Origin of the sequence: Stackebrandtia albiflava, from assembly GCF_007994225.1 — a bacterium.
Taxonomy (GTDB): Bacteria; Actinomycetota; Actinomycetes; order Mycobacteriales; family Micromonosporaceae; genus Stackebrandtia; species Stackebrandtia albiflava.
This window is the reverse complement of record NZ_VLLL01000010.1, coordinates 37,757-53,138: the sequence shown is the minus strand read 5'-3', so window position 1 is coordinate 53,138 and position 15,382 is coordinate 37,757. Positions and strand designations below refer to the sequence as shown.

General features: G+C 70.8%; 16 protein-coding genes. 9 read left to right on the top strand and 7 right to left on the bottom strand.

Going from position 1 to position 15,382, the window contains the following annotated elements:
• The first annotated feature begins 178 nt into the window (after nt 1–178).
• Together LX16_RS23860 and LX16_RS23855 are read left to right on the top strand one after the other, a co-directional pair.
• Complete coding sequence (locus LX16_RS23860; protein WP_147143760.1) at nt 179–874, top strand: TetR family transcriptional regulator; 696 nt, start codon at nt 179–181, stop codon at nt 872–874.
• Nucleotides 875–906: 32 nt separating this feature from the next.
• On the top strand, nt 907–1,866 hold the full coding sequence (locus LX16_RS23855; RefSeq protein ID WP_147143757.1) for an HpcH/HpaI aldolase/citrate lyase family protein: 960 nt from the start codon (nt 907–909) through the stop codon (nt 1,864–1,866).
• 4 nt (nt 1,867–1,870) lie between these two features.
• Here the strand turns inward: LX16_RS23855 and LX16_RS23850 are convergent, their stop codons facing one another.
• The 3 genes from LX16_RS23850 to pta form a co-directional block, all read right to left on the bottom strand.
• The gene (locus tag LX16_RS23850; RefSeq protein WP_147143754.1) at nt 1,871–2,668 is read right to left on the bottom strand and encodes a GNAT family N-acetyltransferase; all 798 of its coding nucleotides are present in this window, start codon (nt 2,666–2,668) and stop codon (nt 1,871–1,873) included.
• 319 nt (nt 2,669–2,987) lie between these two features.
• On the bottom strand, nt 2,988–4,205 hold the full coding sequence (locus LX16_RS23845) for an acetate/propionate family kinase (protein WP_147143751.1): 1,218 nt from the start codon (nt 4,203–4,205) through the stop codon (nt 2,988–2,990).
• On the bottom strand, nt 4,202–6,250 hold the full coding sequence (gene pta / locus LX16_RS23840) for a phosphate acetyltransferase (RefSeq protein WP_147143747.1): 2,049 nt from the start codon (nt 6,248–6,250) through the stop codon (nt 4,202–4,204). The genes LX16_RS23845 and pta overlap by 4 nt, the downstream gene beginning before the upstream one ends.
• Nucleotides 6,251–6,413: 163 nt before the next feature.
• On the opposite strand from pta, the gene LX16_RS23835 reads away from it, so the two are divergent.
• Together LX16_RS23835 and LX16_RS23830 are read left to right on the top strand one after the other, a co-directional pair.
• Complete coding sequence (locus LX16_RS23835) at nt 6,414–6,902, top strand: GNAT family N-acetyltransferase (RefSeq protein WP_147143744.1); 489 nt, start codon at nt 6,414–6,416, stop codon at nt 6,900–6,902.
• Nucleotides 6,899–7,621 carry a phosphotransferase gene (locus LX16_RS23830; RefSeq protein WP_211354738.1) on the top strand — a complete coding sequence of 241 codons (723 nt, stop codon included), beginning with the start codon at nt 6,899–6,901 and terminating at the stop codon, nt 7,619–7,621. The genes LX16_RS23835 and LX16_RS23830 overlap by 4 nt, the downstream gene beginning before the upstream one ends.
• Nucleotides 7,622–7,630: 9 nt before the next feature.
• On the opposite strand, the gene LX16_RS27295 is transcribed toward LX16_RS23830, so the two are convergent.
• The gene (locus LX16_RS27295) at nt 7,631–8,128 is read right to left on the bottom strand and encodes a hypothetical protein (RefSeq protein ID WP_211354737.1); all 498 of its coding nucleotides are present in this window, start codon (nt 8,126–8,128) and stop codon (nt 7,631–7,633) included.
• On the bottom strand, nt 8,125–8,928 hold the full coding sequence (locus LX16_RS23825; protein WP_147143741.1) for an HAD family hydrolase: 804 nt from the start codon (nt 8,926–8,928) through the stop codon (nt 8,125–8,127). The genes LX16_RS27295 and LX16_RS23825 overlap by 4 nt, the downstream gene beginning before the upstream one ends.
• A gap of 157 nt (nt 8,929–9,085) precedes the next feature.
• On the opposite strand from LX16_RS23825, the gene LX16_RS23820 reads away from it, so the two are divergent.
• Nucleotides 9,086–10,633 carry a gamma-glutamyltransferase family protein gene (locus tag LX16_RS23820; RefSeq protein WP_211354736.1) on the top strand — a complete coding sequence of 516 codons (1,548 nt, stop codon included), beginning with the start codon at nt 9,086–9,088 and terminating at the stop codon, nt 10,631–10,633.
• Between the two features lie 250 nt (nt 10,634–10,883).
• Here the strand turns inward: LX16_RS23820 and LX16_RS23815 are convergent, their stop codons facing one another.
• On the bottom strand, nt 10,884–11,060 hold the full coding sequence (locus LX16_RS23815) for a DUF397 domain-containing protein (RefSeq protein WP_147143738.1): 177 nt from the start codon (nt 11,058–11,060) through the stop codon (nt 10,884–10,886).
• Nucleotides 11,057–11,869 (bottom strand): helix-turn-helix domain-containing protein, encoded by an 813-nt coding sequence (locus tag LX16_RS23810; RefSeq protein WP_158645718.1) that lies wholly within the window; start codon nt 11,867–11,869, stop codon nt 11,057–11,059. Before LX16_RS23810 ends, LX16_RS23815 begins: the two co-directional genes overlap by 4 nt.
• Nucleotides 11,870–12,213: 344 nt before the next feature.
• On the opposite strand from LX16_RS23810, the gene LX16_RS23805 reads away from it, so the two are divergent.
• The 4 genes from LX16_RS23805 (at nt 12,214) to LX16_RS23790 (ending at nt 15,377) form a co-directional block, all read left to right on the top strand.
• Nucleotides 12,214–12,483, top strand: a complete 270-nt coding sequence (locus LX16_RS23805) for a hypothetical protein (RefSeq protein WP_147143731.1) — start codon at nt 12,214–12,216, stop codon at nt 12,481–12,483.
• Nucleotides 12,480–12,680 (top strand): hypothetical protein, encoded by a 201-nt coding sequence (locus tag LX16_RS23800; RefSeq protein WP_147143729.1) that lies wholly within the window; start codon nt 12,480–12,482, stop codon nt 12,678–12,680. Before LX16_RS23805 ends, LX16_RS23800 begins: the two co-directional genes overlap by 4 nt.
• A gap of 227 nt (nt 12,681–12,907) precedes the next feature.
• Nucleotides 12,908–14,611 carry a BCCT family transporter gene (locus tag LX16_RS23795; RefSeq protein WP_147143726.1) on the top strand — a complete coding sequence of 568 codons (1,704 nt, stop codon included), beginning with the start codon at nt 12,908–12,910 and terminating at the stop codon, nt 14,609–14,611.
• 31 nt (nt 14,612–14,642) lie between these two features.
• Complete coding sequence (locus LX16_RS23790; protein WP_147143723.1) at nt 14,643–15,377, top strand: Clp protease N-terminal domain-containing protein; 735 nt, start codon at nt 14,643–14,645, stop codon at nt 15,375–15,377.
• The last annotated feature ends 5 nt before the right edge of the window (nt 15,378–15,382 follow it).

Sequence of the window (15,382 nt, the reverse complement as noted above, 5' to 3'; positions counted from 1 at the left end):
TCGGCGAAATCGGGACGCGGCACATCGGGGAACGTCCCGGTCGCGGCCCTGAACCGGTGACCCTGACGTGTCCCTGAGTCGCCCCTGATGCCCGCAGGTCACGGGGGGTTTCGGGTCTCGGGTGGGCACCCCCGGGGGGTGGCGGTGACGCGGTCGCCGGGCGGTAGCCTGGTGACCCATGGTGGGTGTATCGGGTCGGGCTCGGACCCGGCGGCTTCTGTCGGCTGCGGCGTTGAGCCTGTTCGCGGAGAACGGCTACGATTCGACCACTGTGGATCAGATCGCGGCGGCGGCCGGGGTGGCGCGGCGGACGTTCTTCCGCTACTTCCCCACCAAGGAGGACGCGGTCTTCCCCGACCACGACAGCACCCTGGTGAAGGTGTCGCTGGTGTTGGAGGCCGAGGGCGACGGCGAGGAACCGATCACCGTGGTGTGCCGGGCGATCCGCGAGGTGTTGCGCATGTACGCGGCCGAGGCGGAGGTCTCGGTGGCACGTTACCGGTTGCTGCGGCAGGTACCGGCGTTGCGGGAACGGGAGATCGCCGTGGTGTCGCGTTACGAGCGGCTGTTCACGAAGTACCTGCTGGCGCACCCGTCGGCTTCGGCGAGCCCGGATTCCCCGGACGCGCCGTTGATGGCGGAGGTGTCGGCGGCGGCGGTGGTCGCGGCGCACAACCACGTGTTGCGACGGTGGCTGCGCGGCGGCGGCACCGGTGACGCGATGGCGCAGTTGGATCACGCGCTGCGGGCGGTGCGGGACGGTCTGGTGGATCCGCGTCGCCGGATGTCGGACCGCCGGGTCGTGGTGACGGTGACGCAGGCGGGGTCGGGTGTGGACGAGGTGCTGGACGCGGTCCGGCACGCCCTGAACTGAGTTCCGTGACACGGCCGGGGTGAGGAGTGAGTATGTCGACGGTGGACCGGTGGCGGTCGAGGCGTTCGTGCCTGGCGGTGCCGGGTTCCAGTGCCCGGTTCATCGAGAAGGCGCGGGGTCTTCCGGTGGACGAGGTGTTCCTGGACCTGGAGGACGCCTGCGCGCCGTTGGAGAAGGAGGCGGCCCGGTCGCGGATCGTCGAGGCCCTCAACGGAGGCGGCTGGCGGGCGGGGGTGCGTGCGGTACGGGTCAACGACGTCACCACACAGTGGACTTACCGGGACGTCGTCACCGTCGTGGAGGGCGCGGGCGCGAACCTCGACTGCCTGCTACTGCCGAAGGTGCGCGACGCCGGGCACGTGCGGTGGCTCGACGTGCTGCTCACCCAGATCGAACAGGCGGTCGGGCTGCCGGTGGGCCGCATCGGCATCGAGGCGCAGATCGAGGACGCCGCGGGCCTGTCCAGGGTGGACGAGATCGCGGCGGCGTCACCCCGGCTGGAGGCACTGGTGTTCGGACCGGCGGACTTCATGGCGTCGATCAACATGAAGTCGCTCGCGGTGGGACAGCAGCCGCCCGGTTACTCGGCCGACGCATTCCACTACGTGCTGATGCGGATCCTGACGGCGGCCCGCGCCAACGACGTCCAGGCGATCGACGGGCCGTTCCTGCAGGTCCGTGACGTCGAGGGGTTCCGGGAGTCGGCGGCCCGCTCGGCGGCGCTGGGTTTCGACGGCAAGTGGGTGCTGCATCCGGCACAGGTCGACGCCGCCAACGAGGTCTACTCCCCGGGCCAGGACGACTACGACCACGCGGAACTCATCCTGGACGCCTACGAGTGGCACACCTCCGACGCCGGCGGCCGACGCGGAGCGGTGATGCTGGGCGACGAGATGATCGACGAGGCGTCCCGCAAGATGGCGCTGGTGGTGGCGGCCAAGGGCCGGCGGGCGGGGTTGCGGCGGCGTTCGGTGTTCACGCCGCCGCGGTGACCGGTCAGGCGGCGGGCGGTGTGCCGTCGGGCGCCTCCGGGACGTCCCCCGTGGAGGTGAGGGCGTGCCGGACCCACACGTTCGGTTCGACGTACACGGCGTACCCTTCGGCGAGGTCGCACCTCACCGGGCTGAGCGCCTGCGGGACGACCTGCGGTCCGTCGGTGTCGAACGGCTGCCCGGTCCACTCCCGCCACTGGGCGAGGGAACCCGCCACGACCATCGAGTGCGTCGCCACCGAGTCGATGACCGCGCCCGCGCGCAGGTGGGTGCGGATCCACGGGTCGAAGGGGATGCCCTCGTCGTCGGCCCGGTAGGCGTACTCGGGCATCGGGACGTGCGGTTCGAGGTGTTTGAGGGTGGGCCGCAGCGGCGCCACGAGTTCGGTGTACCCGAGGTCGGTGGCGTTGTCGCGCATCGCGGCGAGCATGCGGCCGGCGAGCCCGCGGCCCTGCCGGTCCGGTCGCACCGTGATCTCGATGGCGCTGACGGTGTCGGTGTCGCGGCCGCGGAGTGCGTCGGAGAACGCCCACTGGATGACCCGGCCCCAACCACCGCTGGGGAGGGTCTGCCTGCCCGGGACGTGCAGCGCGAAGGGGACGCTGAACGCGCGCGCCACCACCTCGCCGTCGGTGTCGTCGGTGGCGACCAGCACGAAGTCCGCGAAGGTGGTGGGGATCCTCGTGAAGTACGACCAGCCGACCAGGTCCTCCGCGACGAAGGCGGGCCAGGTGTCGGGCATCTGCCACATCGGGGTCGCCAGGTCCGGGGACTGCGACAGCCGGGTGATCGTCACGTTCATGACAACCGAACATAGCCGCTGGAACGGCGGGCGTCCGCCCGTCGGCGACCGCCCCGGGAAATCCGGTTGACGCCCGCGGAGGCGGCTCGGCCGTCACCGGATGCCGTGCCGTGGACCCGGGCCGGTGCCCGGCGCGTCGGCCCGATCCGGCGGGACGCCAACGCATGTCGCCGTCGCCGGGTGTGCGACGGCGCGACGGGGCCGTGTCCGCCGTGGCGGTGGGAACGGCTCGCCGCCGGCGCGTGTGAGCGTCGGGATACCGGTGCCCGGTTGTGGGAAAGCCCTCACCTCGCCGGCCGCGGGCCGGCCCGCGGCGGGTTCACTCCGGTGGCGCGGCGTCGCCGGGTCGGTTCCGGGCGTCGAGGACCGCGAGTGACTGCCGGGCGATCTCCAGCTCCTCGTCGGTGGGCACGACCAGCACCGCCACCGGTGAGGCGACGGTCGAGACCCGGGTCTCGCCCCGGGCGTTGCGTTCGGCGTCGAGTGCGATTCCGAGGTGGTGCAGCCCGGCGAGGCCGCCCGCCCGGATCCCGTCGTCGTTCTCCCCCACCCCGCCGGTGAACACGATCGCGTCGACGTGTCCCAGCACCGCCAGGTAGGCCCCCACGTACTTGCGGATCCGGTGGCAGTAGACGTCGCGGGCCAGCCGGGCGGCCCGGTCGCCCCGATCGGCGCGCGCCCGCAGCCGCCGCATGTCGTTGTCGCCGGCCAGGCCCCGCAGGCCGGACTCGTGGTTCAGGGCGTGGTCGAGTTCGACCGCCGACATTCCGGCGGCGCGGTGCATGTGCATCATGACCGCCGGGTCGAGGTCGCCGCTGCGGGTGCCCATCACCAGGCCCTCCAACGGTGTCAGGCCCATCGAGGTGTCCACCGAGACGCCGCCGCGTATCGCGCACGCGCTGGCGCCGTTGCCCAGGTGCAGCACGATGAGGTTGACGTCGGTGACCTCGGCGCCCAGTTCGGCCGCGGCGGCACGCGCGACGTGGGAGTAGGAGGTGCCGTGGAAGCCGTACCGGCGGACGCCGTGCCGGTCACGCCACTCCGGTGGCACGGCGTAGGTGTGAGCGGCGGCGGGGATCGTGGCGTGGAACGCGGTGTCGAACACGGCCACGTGCGGCACGTCGGGGAAGAGTTTGCGCGCCACCTCGATGCCGGTGAGGTTGGCGGGGTTGTGCAGTGGCGCCAGCGGGGTGAGCCGGTCGATGGCGGCGCACACCTCGTCGGTGACGACGGTGGGGTCGCTGAATCGCCGGCCGCCGTGGACGACCCGGTGGCCGACGGCGGCGGGCGGCACGGACTCCAGGTCCGGTCCGTGGTCCCGGAACGCGGTGAGTACGCGCCGCAGTGCCTGTTCGTGGTCGGGGATCGGGTCGTCGTCGACGGCCTCGGTGCCGCCGTGTTGGTGGGTGAGGCGTCCGGTGGGCTCACCGATGCCCTCGGCGATTCCGCCGGCGACGATGCCGCCGTCGGCGGGGTCCAGGAGCCGGTACTTCACCGACGAGGATCCGGAGTTGAGCACGAGCACGCGACGGTTCATTCGGCGGCCTCCTGTGCCTGTACGGCGGTCAGCGCCACCGTGTTGACGATGTCGTGCACGGTCGCGCCCCGTGAGAGGTCGTTGACCGGTTTGCGCAGTCCCTGCAGGACCGGTCCGACCGCGACCGCGCCAGCGGTGCGCTGCACCGCCTTGTACAGGTTGTTTCCGGTGTTGAGGTCGGGCACGACGAACACGGTGGCGCGGCCCGCGACGGCGCTGTGCGGCAGCTTCGCGGACGCCACCTCGGCGTCGATGGCGGCGTCGTACTGGATCGGTCCCTCCACGGGCAGGTCGGGCCGTCTGGCGGCGACGAGGGCGGTGGCCTCCCTGACCCGTTCGACGTCCGCGCCCGCGCCGGAGTCGCCGGTGGAGTAGGACAGCATCGCGATGCGGGGCTCGACCCCGAACGCCGCCGCCGACGCGGCGGAGGACACCGCGATGTCGGCCAGTTGCGCGGCGGTGGGTTCGGGGATGACGGCGCAGTCGCCGTACACCAGGACCCGTTCGGCGAGGCACATGAAGAAGACGCTGGACACGACGTCGGTGCCGGGGACGGTCTTGATGATCTCGAAGGAGGGCCGGATGGTGTGCGCGGTGGTGTGCGCGGCGCCCGACACCATGCCGTCGGCCAGTCCCTCGTGGACCATCATGGTTCCGAAGTAGGACACGTCGACGACGGTGTCGTACGCCTGTTCCGGGCTCACTCCCCTGTGGGCGCGCAACCGGTGGTACTCGTCGGCGAAGCGTCGCCGCAACGTGGGCTCGGCCGGGTCGAGCAGGTCGGCCGCCGAGACGTCGGCTCCCAGGACCGCGGCGGCGGCGCGGATCTCGTCGGGGTCGCCGAGCAGCGTGAGGTCGGCGACGCCGCGCCGCAGGATCGTGTCGGCGGCCCGCAGGATCCGGGGTTCGGTGCCTTCGGGGAGGACGATCCGGCGGCGGTGGGCGCGAGCGCGTTCCATGAGTCCGTGTTCGAACATCAACGGGGTCACCGCCGCCGACCTCGCCAGCCGCATCCGTTCGGCGAGGACGTCGGTGTCGACGTTGTCGGCGAACAGGCCGAGTGCGGTGGCGACCTTGGCGGGCGAGGACGCGGTGATGCGTCCCCGGACGTCGGACAGCCGGGCCGCGGTCTCGAAGGTGTCCAGGTCGGTGGACAGGACGGGGAGCGTGCTGTCGGCGATCAGGCGGGTCACCTGCGCGGGAGGTCGCAGCCCGCCGGTCAGTACGACGCCGGTGCTGACCGCTCCGGTGGCGCTGTGGTGCGACGCGAGGATTCCCAGCAGCAGTTCGGCGCGGTCGCCGGGGGTGATGACGACGGCGCCGGGCATCAGGTGGTCGAGCATGTTGGGGAGGGTCATGGCGGCGACGAGCAGGCCGGTGGCGGTCCGCCCCAACAGTTCCGGGTCGCCCAGCAGGAGTTCCGCACCGATCTCGGCGGCGAACTCGCCGACGGTCGGTGCGGTGAGCGCGGGTGTCTCCGGCAACGCCCACAGGTCCGGGTCGGCCTTCCTGACGGCCGCGACGTCGGCGGGCGCGACCCGGTTGACGATGACGCCGCACACGGTCGTGTGGGCGGCCGCCGCCTCCGCGCGCCCCAGCCGGGCCGCCGCCGCGATCGCGGCGGGGTTGCGGCCGGTTCCGGTGACCACCAGTAGGACCGGCGCGGCGAGGTTCGCGGCGATCTTCAGGTTGTACTCGAACTCGGTGGGTGAGGCGACGTCGGTGTAGTCGGTGCCGACGACGAGGACGGCGTCGCAACGGTCCGCCAGGGCGTGGTACCGGTCGACGATCTCGGCGAGCGCGGCGTCGGGGTCGGCGCGCAGCCGGGCGTAGTCGACGCCGACACCGTCGCCGGGTTCTCCGGCGAGGCTGAAGCGTTCCCGCAGCAGCCCGAGGAGCCGGTCGGGGCGGTCACGGTCGCGCACCACCGGACGGAACACCCCGACCGTGCCGGTCTGCCGGGTCAACAGTTCGGTGACGCCCAACGCGATCAGGGACTTACCGCTGGCGACATCCAGTGCCGCGATGTAGACGCTTCTGGCCACCGCACCACCATAGGTGCGCGGGTCGAGAGCGCGGCCCCACACCGGTGAAGTCGGTCCGGGGCTCACACGTCGGCGAGGTGACGACGAGATCCACGTTCTCGTGCATCCGGCGTCGACCACAAGGGACGAGGGGTGCCGTGGCGGCGGCCGTAGACTCTTCGGCATGACACAGGTACGTGCCGCGTCGCCGGACGACGCCGGCGAGATCGTCCGGTTGCGGGCGTTGATGCACCACTCGATGGGATCCGACGGGATCGCCGAGCAGGAGTGGCGGGACGCGGCGGCACGGATGCTGCGCAGAGAACTGGCCGAGCCGGAACCGCGGATCATGGTGTTCGTCGTCGACGCCGGCGACGCCGCCCTGGCCGCCTGCGCCACCGGGACGATCCAGCAGCGGCTTCCGGCTCCCGGCAACCCTTCCGGGCTGGTGGGCTACGTGTCGAACGTCTGCACCGACGTGCCGTACCGCCGCCGAGGCCACGCGCGGGCCTGCATGCTGGCGCTCATGGACTGGTTCGCGGGGAGAGGCGTGGACCGGCTCGACCTGCGGGCGTCGGCGGAGGCCGAACCGATGTACACCGCGCTGGGCTTCACCCGGACCACGGACCCGTCGATGCGCATGCGGCTCACCACCGGGACGGCACGGCGATGACGCACGTCGAGGGCACGGGAGAATCCGGTCGCGCGGGCGCCGAGCTTCCCGACCGCACGTCGCTTCCAGGCCACGACCGCACAACGCTTCTCGGTCGCGGCCGCGACGCCGACGTGTATGCCCTGGACGAGACCCGGGTGCTCCGTCGGTACCGTGACCGGCCGGTACCGGATTCGGAGGTGCGGATCATGCGGTACCTGCGCGAGGCGGGTTATCCGGTGCCGGAGGTCTTCGGCGTCTCCGACGGGGACCTGATCATGGAACGGTTGACCGGTGAACCGATGATGGCGGCCATGCTGGCCGGCGGCGACCCCGCCGGTCACGGTGCGGCACTGGCCGCGTTGCACAACCGGCTGCACGCGGTTCCGGCTCCGGAGTGGCTGGGCGAGGGGGCCGTACTGCACCTGGACCTCCACCCGGGCAACGTCATGCTGACCGACCGCGGACCGGTCGTGTTCGACTGGAGCAACGCGACCGCCGGTGACCCGGCCCTGGACGTCGCCGACACCGTGGTACTGCTACGGGTGGCGGCTCCACCGGAGGTGGACCCGGCGTTGATCGACGCGGCACGTGCACCGTTGATCGAGGGGTTCCTGGCGGCCACCGACCACGACCCGGAACCGGTGTTGCGGGTGGCGATCCGGGAACGGCTCGCGAATCCGTATGTGACCGCGGCGGAGTCGCGGCGGCTGCGGGACTGGCTGGCGGAGCTGGACTGAACCGCGGCCTCACGGTCCCGGTGGTGGGGCCCGGAACGGCACGATCCACCGGTGCGCCAACCGGGACCCCACATCGACGGCGATGCCGTGCTCCGGCCACGGCGGGACCTCGGATTCGAGGAGGCGCAGGTCGTCGCCCTCCCGGATCACGGTCAGTCTCAGCCGGTCCGCCGGGTCGGCCATGACGGCGACGAGCGTGACGAACCAACCGGTGGTGTCGGCGTCCCATTCGGCCTCGACGCCGGTCAACCGTCCGGGGTGGTCGCGGATCGGCCTCTCCAGGACGGTGAGCTCTCGACTTCCGCCGGCCGGTGCCCGCACGTCCAGGCGCCGGTACCGCCAGTCGAGCAGGTCCACGGCCTCGGACAGCGGTGTCTTCGGCGACGTCGCGTAACGGATCGCCGTGATCGCGTGGATCATCCGTCCCTCGGTCACCAGCCGGTCGATGTGTTCCCGGTCGGGGGCCGGCAGCGAATGCCACCACCGGATCCACGCGACGTCGGTCATGGGGCGAGCAGCCTCTCCAGGACCCGGGCGACGCCGTGGTCCTCGTTGCCGGTGGTGCGGCCGGTGGCCGCCGCGACCGCCTCGGGATGGGCACCGCCCATCGCGTAGGACGTTCCCGCCCAGACCAGCATGGGGACGTCGTTGGGCATGTCCCCGAAGGCGACGACGTCGGCGGCGGACACGCCGATGGAGCGGCAGTACCACGCGAGCGCCTCGGCCTTGGTGACTCCGGCCGCGCTGATCTCGAGCAGCCCGCGGCCACCGGAGTGGCTGAACTCCACACCCGGTGCGTCGATGCCGCGCGCCACCGTCAACAGGGTGTCGGCGTGCCGGCCGGGACAGTGGGCCAGCAGCTTCAGGATCGGGTCGGCCCGGGCGAACACCTCGTCGAGGGTGGGGAGGATGACCCGCCGGTCGGCGACCCGGTCTACCCTGCGGTACACGGCCTCGGCGACCACCTCCCGGCCGGTCTCGACACCGAAGGTGATGTCGGGGATCGCGGCACGCAGCTCGGCGGCCGTCTTCCTCGCCGAGGGCACCGGGATCGCCGAGGCGCGCAGCACCCCGCCCGTGCCGGTCGCGACGACCATCGCGCCGTTGACGCAGATCGCGGCGTCGAGCAGGTGCGGCAGGGCGGACAGCTCCTCGAACACCCGGGGCGGCCGGGCGGTGACGGCGACGATCCCGATCCCGGCGGCGCGCACCACCTCCAGGGCGTCGGCGGTGCGGGCCGACAGCGAGTGGTCGTCGCGGATGAGGGTGCCGTCGAGGTCGGTCGCGATCAGGCGGGGCGGCGTCATGCGGTAACGGTAGAACGTCCGGAGCGTGACCCGGTTCCACGGATCGGACACGGTTCGCGCCGGGCCGGACACGGGCGGTCGTACCGCCTCCGCATCGTTCTACAACCGTGATCTTCACGGACGCCGACTCCCGGCAACGGCAACTAACGTCTGTGGCGTGACTGCGACGTATTACGGCACTTCGGGAATGGTGTGTTCGGTCGATCAACTGGCGTCGTCGACCGGGCTGGCGATGCTGCGGCGGGGCGGTTCGGCCGTGGACGCGGCCGTCGCGACCAACGCCGTACTGGCCGTGACGGCACCGCACATGTGTGGGATGGGTGGTGACCTGTTCGCGCTGGTGCACGTGCCGGGGCGGCCGCTCGCGGCGTTGAACGCGTCCGGGCCTGCCGGTTCGGGTGCCGATCCCGACGCCCTGCGGGCCGCCGGTCACACCACCATGCCGTTGCGGGGCGACGTCGCGTCGGTGACGGTGCCCGGTTGCGTGGACGGCTGGCTGGCGTTGCACGCCCGGTACGGGAGGCTGCCGTTGGAGGAGGTGTTGGCGCCCGCCGCCGGATACGCCGAGGACGGTTTCGGCGCCTCACCGCTGCTGGCGCAGTCGTCGGTCGCCCTGGAGGGCGTCGTGGGCGCCGAGGACCTGGTGGCGGCGCGTCACCAGGGTGCCCGGGTGCGCCGCCCGGGGGTGGCGCGGGCGCTGCGCGCGGTGGCCTCGGACGGGCGGTCGGGTTTCTACGGGGGTGACTTCGGGCGGGGACTGTCGCGGATCGCACCGGGACTGTTCACGCCGGAGGATCTGGCGCGGGACAACGCCGAGTGGACGACGCCGCTGTCGGTGCGGGTGTTCGGCCACGACGTGTGGACGGCGCCGCCCAACTCGCAGGGTTACCTGCTGTTGCTGAGCATGGCGATAGCCGAGCGCCTGGAGTTGCCCGACGACCCGGCGGACCCGGCGTGGGCGCACCTGTTGATCGAGGCGAGCCGGCAGGCCGGGTACGACCGGCCGGACCGGTTGTTCGACGGCGCCGACGTGTCGGGGCTGCTCACCGAGGGTGAGGTGGGTGCGCGTGCCGCGCGGGTGGACCCGGGGAGGGCCGGGACGGTGTCGGCACCGGCGGATCCCGGTGACACCACGTATCTGTGCGCGGTCGACGGCTCCGGTATGGGGGTGTCCCTCATCCAGTCGAACGCGGCCGGTTTCGGTTCGGGGATCTTCGAGCCGTCGACCGGGATCGGTCTCCACAACCGGGGGCTCGGTTTCCATCTGTCTCCCGGTCACCCCGCCGAGTACCGGCCGGGAATGCGGCCGCCGCACACCCTGGTGCCGGCGGTCGTCACGCGTCCCGACGGCACGTTGCGGGCCGTGGCGGGGACGATGGGCGGCGACACGCAGCCGCAGATCCTGCTGCAGGTGTTGACCCGGTTGCTGCGGCACGGCCAGACCCCGGGTGAGGCGATCGGCGCGCCGAGGTTCCGGCTGGGCAACCTGAACGGCTTCGACACCTGGACCATGCCCACCGCGAATCCGACCTGTCTGGAGACGGGTGCGCCGCAGGCGTGGGACGGCCTGGCGGATCTGGGTCACCGGCTCGAACGGACCGGGAGCCAGTTCGGTCATGCCCACCTGATCGAGGTGTCGGACGACGAGATGCGCGGCGGTGCGGCCGATCCGCGTGCGGTCATCGGCGCCGTGGCGGCCGACTGATCTCGGCCGTCCACGGCCGCACGGTGCGTCGGTGATTCCCCACAGTGACGTTTGTGGCGGTTCCCGGAAATGACGTTCGGTATCCGGGTTGACGCGTTGTGCCGTCGATGACGCTATTGCCTCCACAATCCGAAACCGGGCGTCCACCTAACGCGACGATTCCGTTTGCGGCTGCGATCTTTCGAGTGGCGGACCGCTCACGGAAACCGGTCCGCACCGTCCAGTGCGGACCGGTTTCGCAATCGGGGCGTTACCTCACGCTGTCGAGCAACGCGAGAAAGTCTGAGCGGTTGAGGCTCAGGATCGGTGAATCGTCACCGAGTTTGCTGTCGCGGACCTCCGGACCCCCTGCATTGAGGCGAGCCTCGACACAGCTGCCACCGGAACCACCACTACGACTGGACTTGCGCCACTTCCCTGGCTTCATCTCAGGTATTCCTCCAGTGTGATTGCGGACGAGCGGACATGACGAAATGTTCGCTCGTATAGCGACACTACGGCGTGGTCTTCGATATAGCGACACCCGTCCACGGAATCGACGTAGGCGAACGGTTGTGGGATTCCCTTCGGGGTCAGAATATTGAATGATCCGGCCATCGCCGCGTGGAGTCCCGTGATTACCCGGATGTCGATCTCGGGATGCCTCGACATCTCGACGAGGCGTTCCACCTGCCCCTTCCGCACGTCCGGGAGACCGTCCAGATAGTCCAGCGCGGACCGTCCGATGACGAAACGGATCTCGGGAAGCTCCTCACGACCGAACAGGAGTCCCTGACGTTGGGATCGCAGTTCCCGCACCGCCGCGGCCTTGCCGGCCGGCAACGGCGGCTGCGCCGCCTGGACGGCCATCAGGTACTCGGGGGTCTGGAGCAGTCCGGGGACGTACTCGGTCTCCAGCACCCAGATGCGTTCGGCGTCGTGCTCGGCCTCCAGGAACAGCGGGAACTCGGAGGGGATGCCCTCCTTGTGGGCCTGCCACCAACCCCGCCGGTTCCCGTCGAGGGCGTACCGGTACATCTCGCTCATCAGGGCCGGTGGCGCGCCGTAGAGCCTGCCGAGCCGTTCGACCTGATGGTCCCGTGTGGCCTGGGTGCCCTCCTCGATCCGCTGGATCGTCTGTGGACTGTATCCGATCGCCTGTGCCGCCTGGGTACGGGTGAATCCGGCCGCCTCGCGAAGTTTCCGCAACGAGGCGCCCAGCGCCCGTCGCGCCACAGTGGGTTGCATGAATGACATGAAGCCTTCCGCCACAAGACTTCCGTCACGGCACTTCCGCAACGGAAACGTCGTATCGGCTTCACATTGTGCCAGTCGCCACATAACGTCGGGACGTGGACGGAGCGGAAGTCCACATGACGACGACGGGCGGTCCGCCACCCAAATGGCCGACCGCCCTGCCATCCACTGACGATAGGAGTTGCCATGGATGGTCTCACCAGCGTAGGTGTCGGGGTCGCCGCCTGCCACGGTTTCAGCCGTGCGGATTTTCAGATGACGCAACCGGCCCCGACGTCCCGTTCCGCGGTACGACCTCCGTCCCCCTCATCCACCGATCGACAACCCAGGCGGCGATTCCGGTTATGCGTGAGATCGAGTACGGCCGGTTCTCGGATTCCTCCGGCACATACTCGGTGGCCAGTTCGGCCGCCCCCAACACCATCCGGGTGTACGCCGAAGGTCCCGGAGACCGGTCCATGTTGTGCACCATCAGCGGCATCACCGGTACCCCGACCGCGTCGTGGGGTGTGACGTGGCTGCACTGCTCCGCCGAGTGGTACGACGCGATGCAGCGACGTGCCCTGGACACGTATCGCGGGGCGACCTGCGACGGACGGGCAGTCGAGCGGTGAGCATCAGCGTGCAGTGTCCCCTGTGCCGGGGGCACAAGAAGACCCCTCTCGACGGTGAGGCGGACTCCCTCCCCCTCGAGACGATCGACTGCCATCACTGCGACGGCGACGGCTTCGTCCCGTTCGCGACGGTGCGGCCGTTCCGTCGTGCCACCGGCACGGCGGCCGTCGCCCGTCCCCCCGACCACGGCCGGTAGCAGCCAGGAGCCACACGGCTTCGCTACCGACCGAAAGCGGCCCGTTCCCAATTCCTCCCGGCGGCGGGCCTCCGCCGTCCCGGGTTCGTCGCCTGAACCCGGGACGGCGCCGAATCCACGAACCCGCCTCCACGCCGCGCCCCGGCGCGTCGCTTGCCCGTTCGTCGCGCGATTGGACATAGTGGGCGCGACGGCAGCCCGCCGTGGGCGCCGGATGGCGGGGGACGATGAGCGAGCAGACGACCGAACCGGACGCGGCGGCGCGTCCCCCCGAGGACGCACCGTCTCCGGACAAGGTGATCTTCGGCCTGTCGGTGGTACTGATCCTGGCCGTGGTGGGCTGGGGCGTCGTGTCTCCCGATTCGTTGAACACCGCCGCCGGTGCCGCCCTCGACTGGGTGATCGCGAACTTCAGTTGGCTGTTCGTCGTCTCGGCCGACCTGTTCCTCGTCCTGGCGGTCGTGATGGCCGTCGGCCGGTACGGCGCCATCCGGTTGGGCGAGGACGACGAACGACCGGAGTTCTCCACACTGGCGTGGACGGCGATGATGTTCTCGGCGGGAATGGGCATCGGGCTGATGTTCTACGGTGTCGCCGAACCGTTGACGCACTTCGCCGAGCCGCCGCCGGGGGTGTCCCCGGAGCAGCGGGGCGCGGTCGCGGAGGCGGCCATGGAGTACACCCTCTTCCACTGGACCCTTCACCCGTGGGCGATCTACGCCGTGGTAGGTCTGGCCCTGGCGTACGCGACGTTCCGGAAACGGCTCGGCAACCGGATGTCGGCGGCGTTCGTGCCGTTGCTGGGCGAACGGCACGCCAACGGCGCGTTGGCGCGGGCGATCGACCTGCTGGCGGTGTTCGCGACCGTCTTCGGCTCGGCGACCAGCCTGGGCCTGGGCGCGTTGCAGATGGGCGCCGGGTTGAATCTGGTGGCCGGGGTTCCGGACAGCCGGCAACTGGAGTTGGTGCTGATCGGCGCGTTGACGGCGGCCTTCGTGGTGTCGGCGGTGTCCGGCGTCCACCGCGGGATCAAGTGGCTCAGCACCGCGAACGTGGTGCTCGCCGTCCTCATCATGGTGTTCGTGTTCCTGCTCGGCCCGACCGTGTACATCCTGGACGTGTTGCCGGCCAGCGTCGGCGGGTATCTGAACAACCTGATCGGGATGTCGTCGCGGACGGGGGCGTTCTCGGACGGGGACTGGCTGGGGACGTGGACGATCTTCTACTGGGCGTGGTGGCTGTCGTGGGCGCCGTTCGTCGGCACGTTCATCGCGCGGATCTCCCGGGGCCGCACCATCCGTCAGTTCGTGGTGGGTGTCCTACTGGTCCCCAGTGGCGCCAGTGCCGTGTGGTTCGCGGTCATGGGCGGAGCGGCGATCCGCACTCAGTCCACGGGCCGGGCGGATCTGGTCGCGACCCTCGAACAGGGTGAGGAGGCGGCCCTGTTCGGGTTGCTCGATTCGCTGCCCGCCTATGTGGTGACGTCGGTGGTGTGCATAGTCCTGGTCGCCCTGTACTTCGTCACCGGTGCCGACTCGGCGTCGCTGGTGCTGGGTTCGTTGTCGTCGGGGGGCGCGTTGCAGCCTCGGCGGTGGCTCGTCGTGGTCTGGGGTGTGCTGATCGGCGCGGTGGCGGCGGTGCTGCTGGTGGCGGGCGGCCTGGAGGCGTTGCAGCAGGCCACGATCCTGGTGGCGTTGCCGTTCGTCGTGGTCATGCTGTTGTTGTGCTGGTCGCTGATGCGGCAGTTGCGCACCGATCCGGGGGCGGGTCCGGCGGGTTGGCGTGGCGCGCACGGCCTGGCGGACGCGGTGCGGGCGGCGGTGGGTGAGGCGCTGGGGGCGTCGCAGCGCCCCCGGATCCGGTTGGGTGGCGCGCGGCCGCACTTCCGGATCAAGGGGCGGCCCGACGACTCATCGTCAACCGACGATTGACGAATCGGCGCCGTCAACCTATGGTTGACGCATGAGCGAACCACTTCCCGTCAAACTCGACGACCTCATCCACCACGTGACCGGGGGCCAACCCGACGGCGACGCCCTCCAACACCTGTCAGACGCCGTACTGCTGGCCGACCGGCTCGGCGAACAGGCCGACCACCTCATCGGCCACTTCGTCGACCGGGCACGCCGCTCCGGAGCCTCCTGGACCCAGATCGGTCAACACATGGGCGTCTCCAAGCAGGCGGTCCAGAAACGTTTCGTCGCCAACCGGCCCGAGACCCTCGACCCGGCAATGTTCACCAGGTTCACCGACCGCACCCGCACGGCACTCGAAACCGCGCAGCGGTCCGCCGCGAACGCGGGACACACCGCCGTGGAACCCTCGCACCTGCTGCTGGGCGTCCTCGCCGACGCCGACGCGTTGGCCACCAGGGTGGTGACCGCCGGAGACGTGACCCTGGAACAGGCGGTGCGGGCGGTCCGCGAGACGCTGCCCCCGGACGGCGAACCCACCTCCGAGGTACTGCCGCTGTCCCCCGAGGCGTTGGACATCGTCTCCACCCGCACCCTGCGTGAAGCCCTCGGCATGGGGCACAACTACGTCGGTACCGAGCACCTGCTGCTGGCGACACTCTCCGCACCGGACAATCCGGGCGCCCGGGCACTGGTGGACCTCGGCATCGACCACACCACCGCCAAGGCCGAGGTGACACGACTGCTGGCGTCCTGGCTCGCCGCCCGGCGGAACGCCGAATAGCCGAT

Excerpts from the sequence above, each read along its gene's own strand:
- LX16_RS27295 (WP_211354737.1), bottom strand. The coding sequence starts at position 8,128 with ATGACCGACGTCGCGTGGATCCGGTGGTGGCATTCGCTGCCGGCCCCC.
- LX16_RS23815 (WP_147143738.1), bottom strand. The coding sequence starts at position 11,060 with ATGAAGCCAGGGAAGTGGCGCAAGTCCAGTCGTAGTGGTGGTTCCGGT.
- LX16_RS23835 (WP_147143744.1), top strand. The coding sequence starts at position 6,414 with ATGACACAGGTACGTGCCGCGTCGCCGGACGACGCCGGCGAGATCGTC.
- LX16_RS23805 (WP_147143731.1), top strand. The coding sequence starts at position 12,214 with ATGCGTGAGATCGAGTACGGCCGGTTCTCGGATTCCTCCGGCACATAC.
- LX16_RS23855 (WP_147143757.1), top strand. The coding sequence starts at position 907 with ATGTCGACGGTGGACCGGTGGCGGTCGAGGCGTTCGTGCCTGGCGGTG.
- LX16_RS23810 (WP_158645718.1), bottom strand. The coding sequence starts at position 11,869 with ATGTCATTCATGCAACCCACTGTGGCGCGACGGGCGCTGGGCGCCTCG.
- LX16_RS23860 (WP_147143760.1), top strand. The coding sequence starts at position 179 with ATGGTGGGTGTATCGGGTCGGGCTCGGACCCGGCGGCTTCTGTCGGCT.
- LX16_RS23790 (WP_147143723.1), top strand. The coding sequence starts at position 14,643 with ATGAGCGAACCACTTCCCGTCAAACTCGACGACCTCATCCACCACGTG.
- LX16_RS23795 (WP_147143726.1), top strand. The coding sequence starts at position 12,908 with ATGAGCGAGCAGACGACCGAACCGGACGCGGCGGCGCGTCCCCCCGAG.
- LX16_RS23830 (WP_211354738.1), top strand. The coding sequence starts at position 6,899 with ATGACGCACGTCGAGGGCACGGGAGAATCCGGTCGCGCGGGCGCCGAG.
- LX16_RS23845 (WP_147143751.1), bottom strand. The coding sequence starts at position 4,205 with ATGAACCGTCGCGTGCTCGTGCTCAACTCCGGATCCTCGTCGGTGAAG.
- LX16_RS23825 (WP_147143741.1), bottom strand. The coding sequence starts at position 8,928 with ATGACGCCGCCCCGCCTGATCGCGACCGACCTCGACGGCACCCTCATC.
- LX16_RS23850 (WP_147143754.1), bottom strand. The coding sequence starts at position 2,668 with ATGAACGTGACGATCACCCGGCTGTCGCAGTCCCCGGACCTGGCGACC.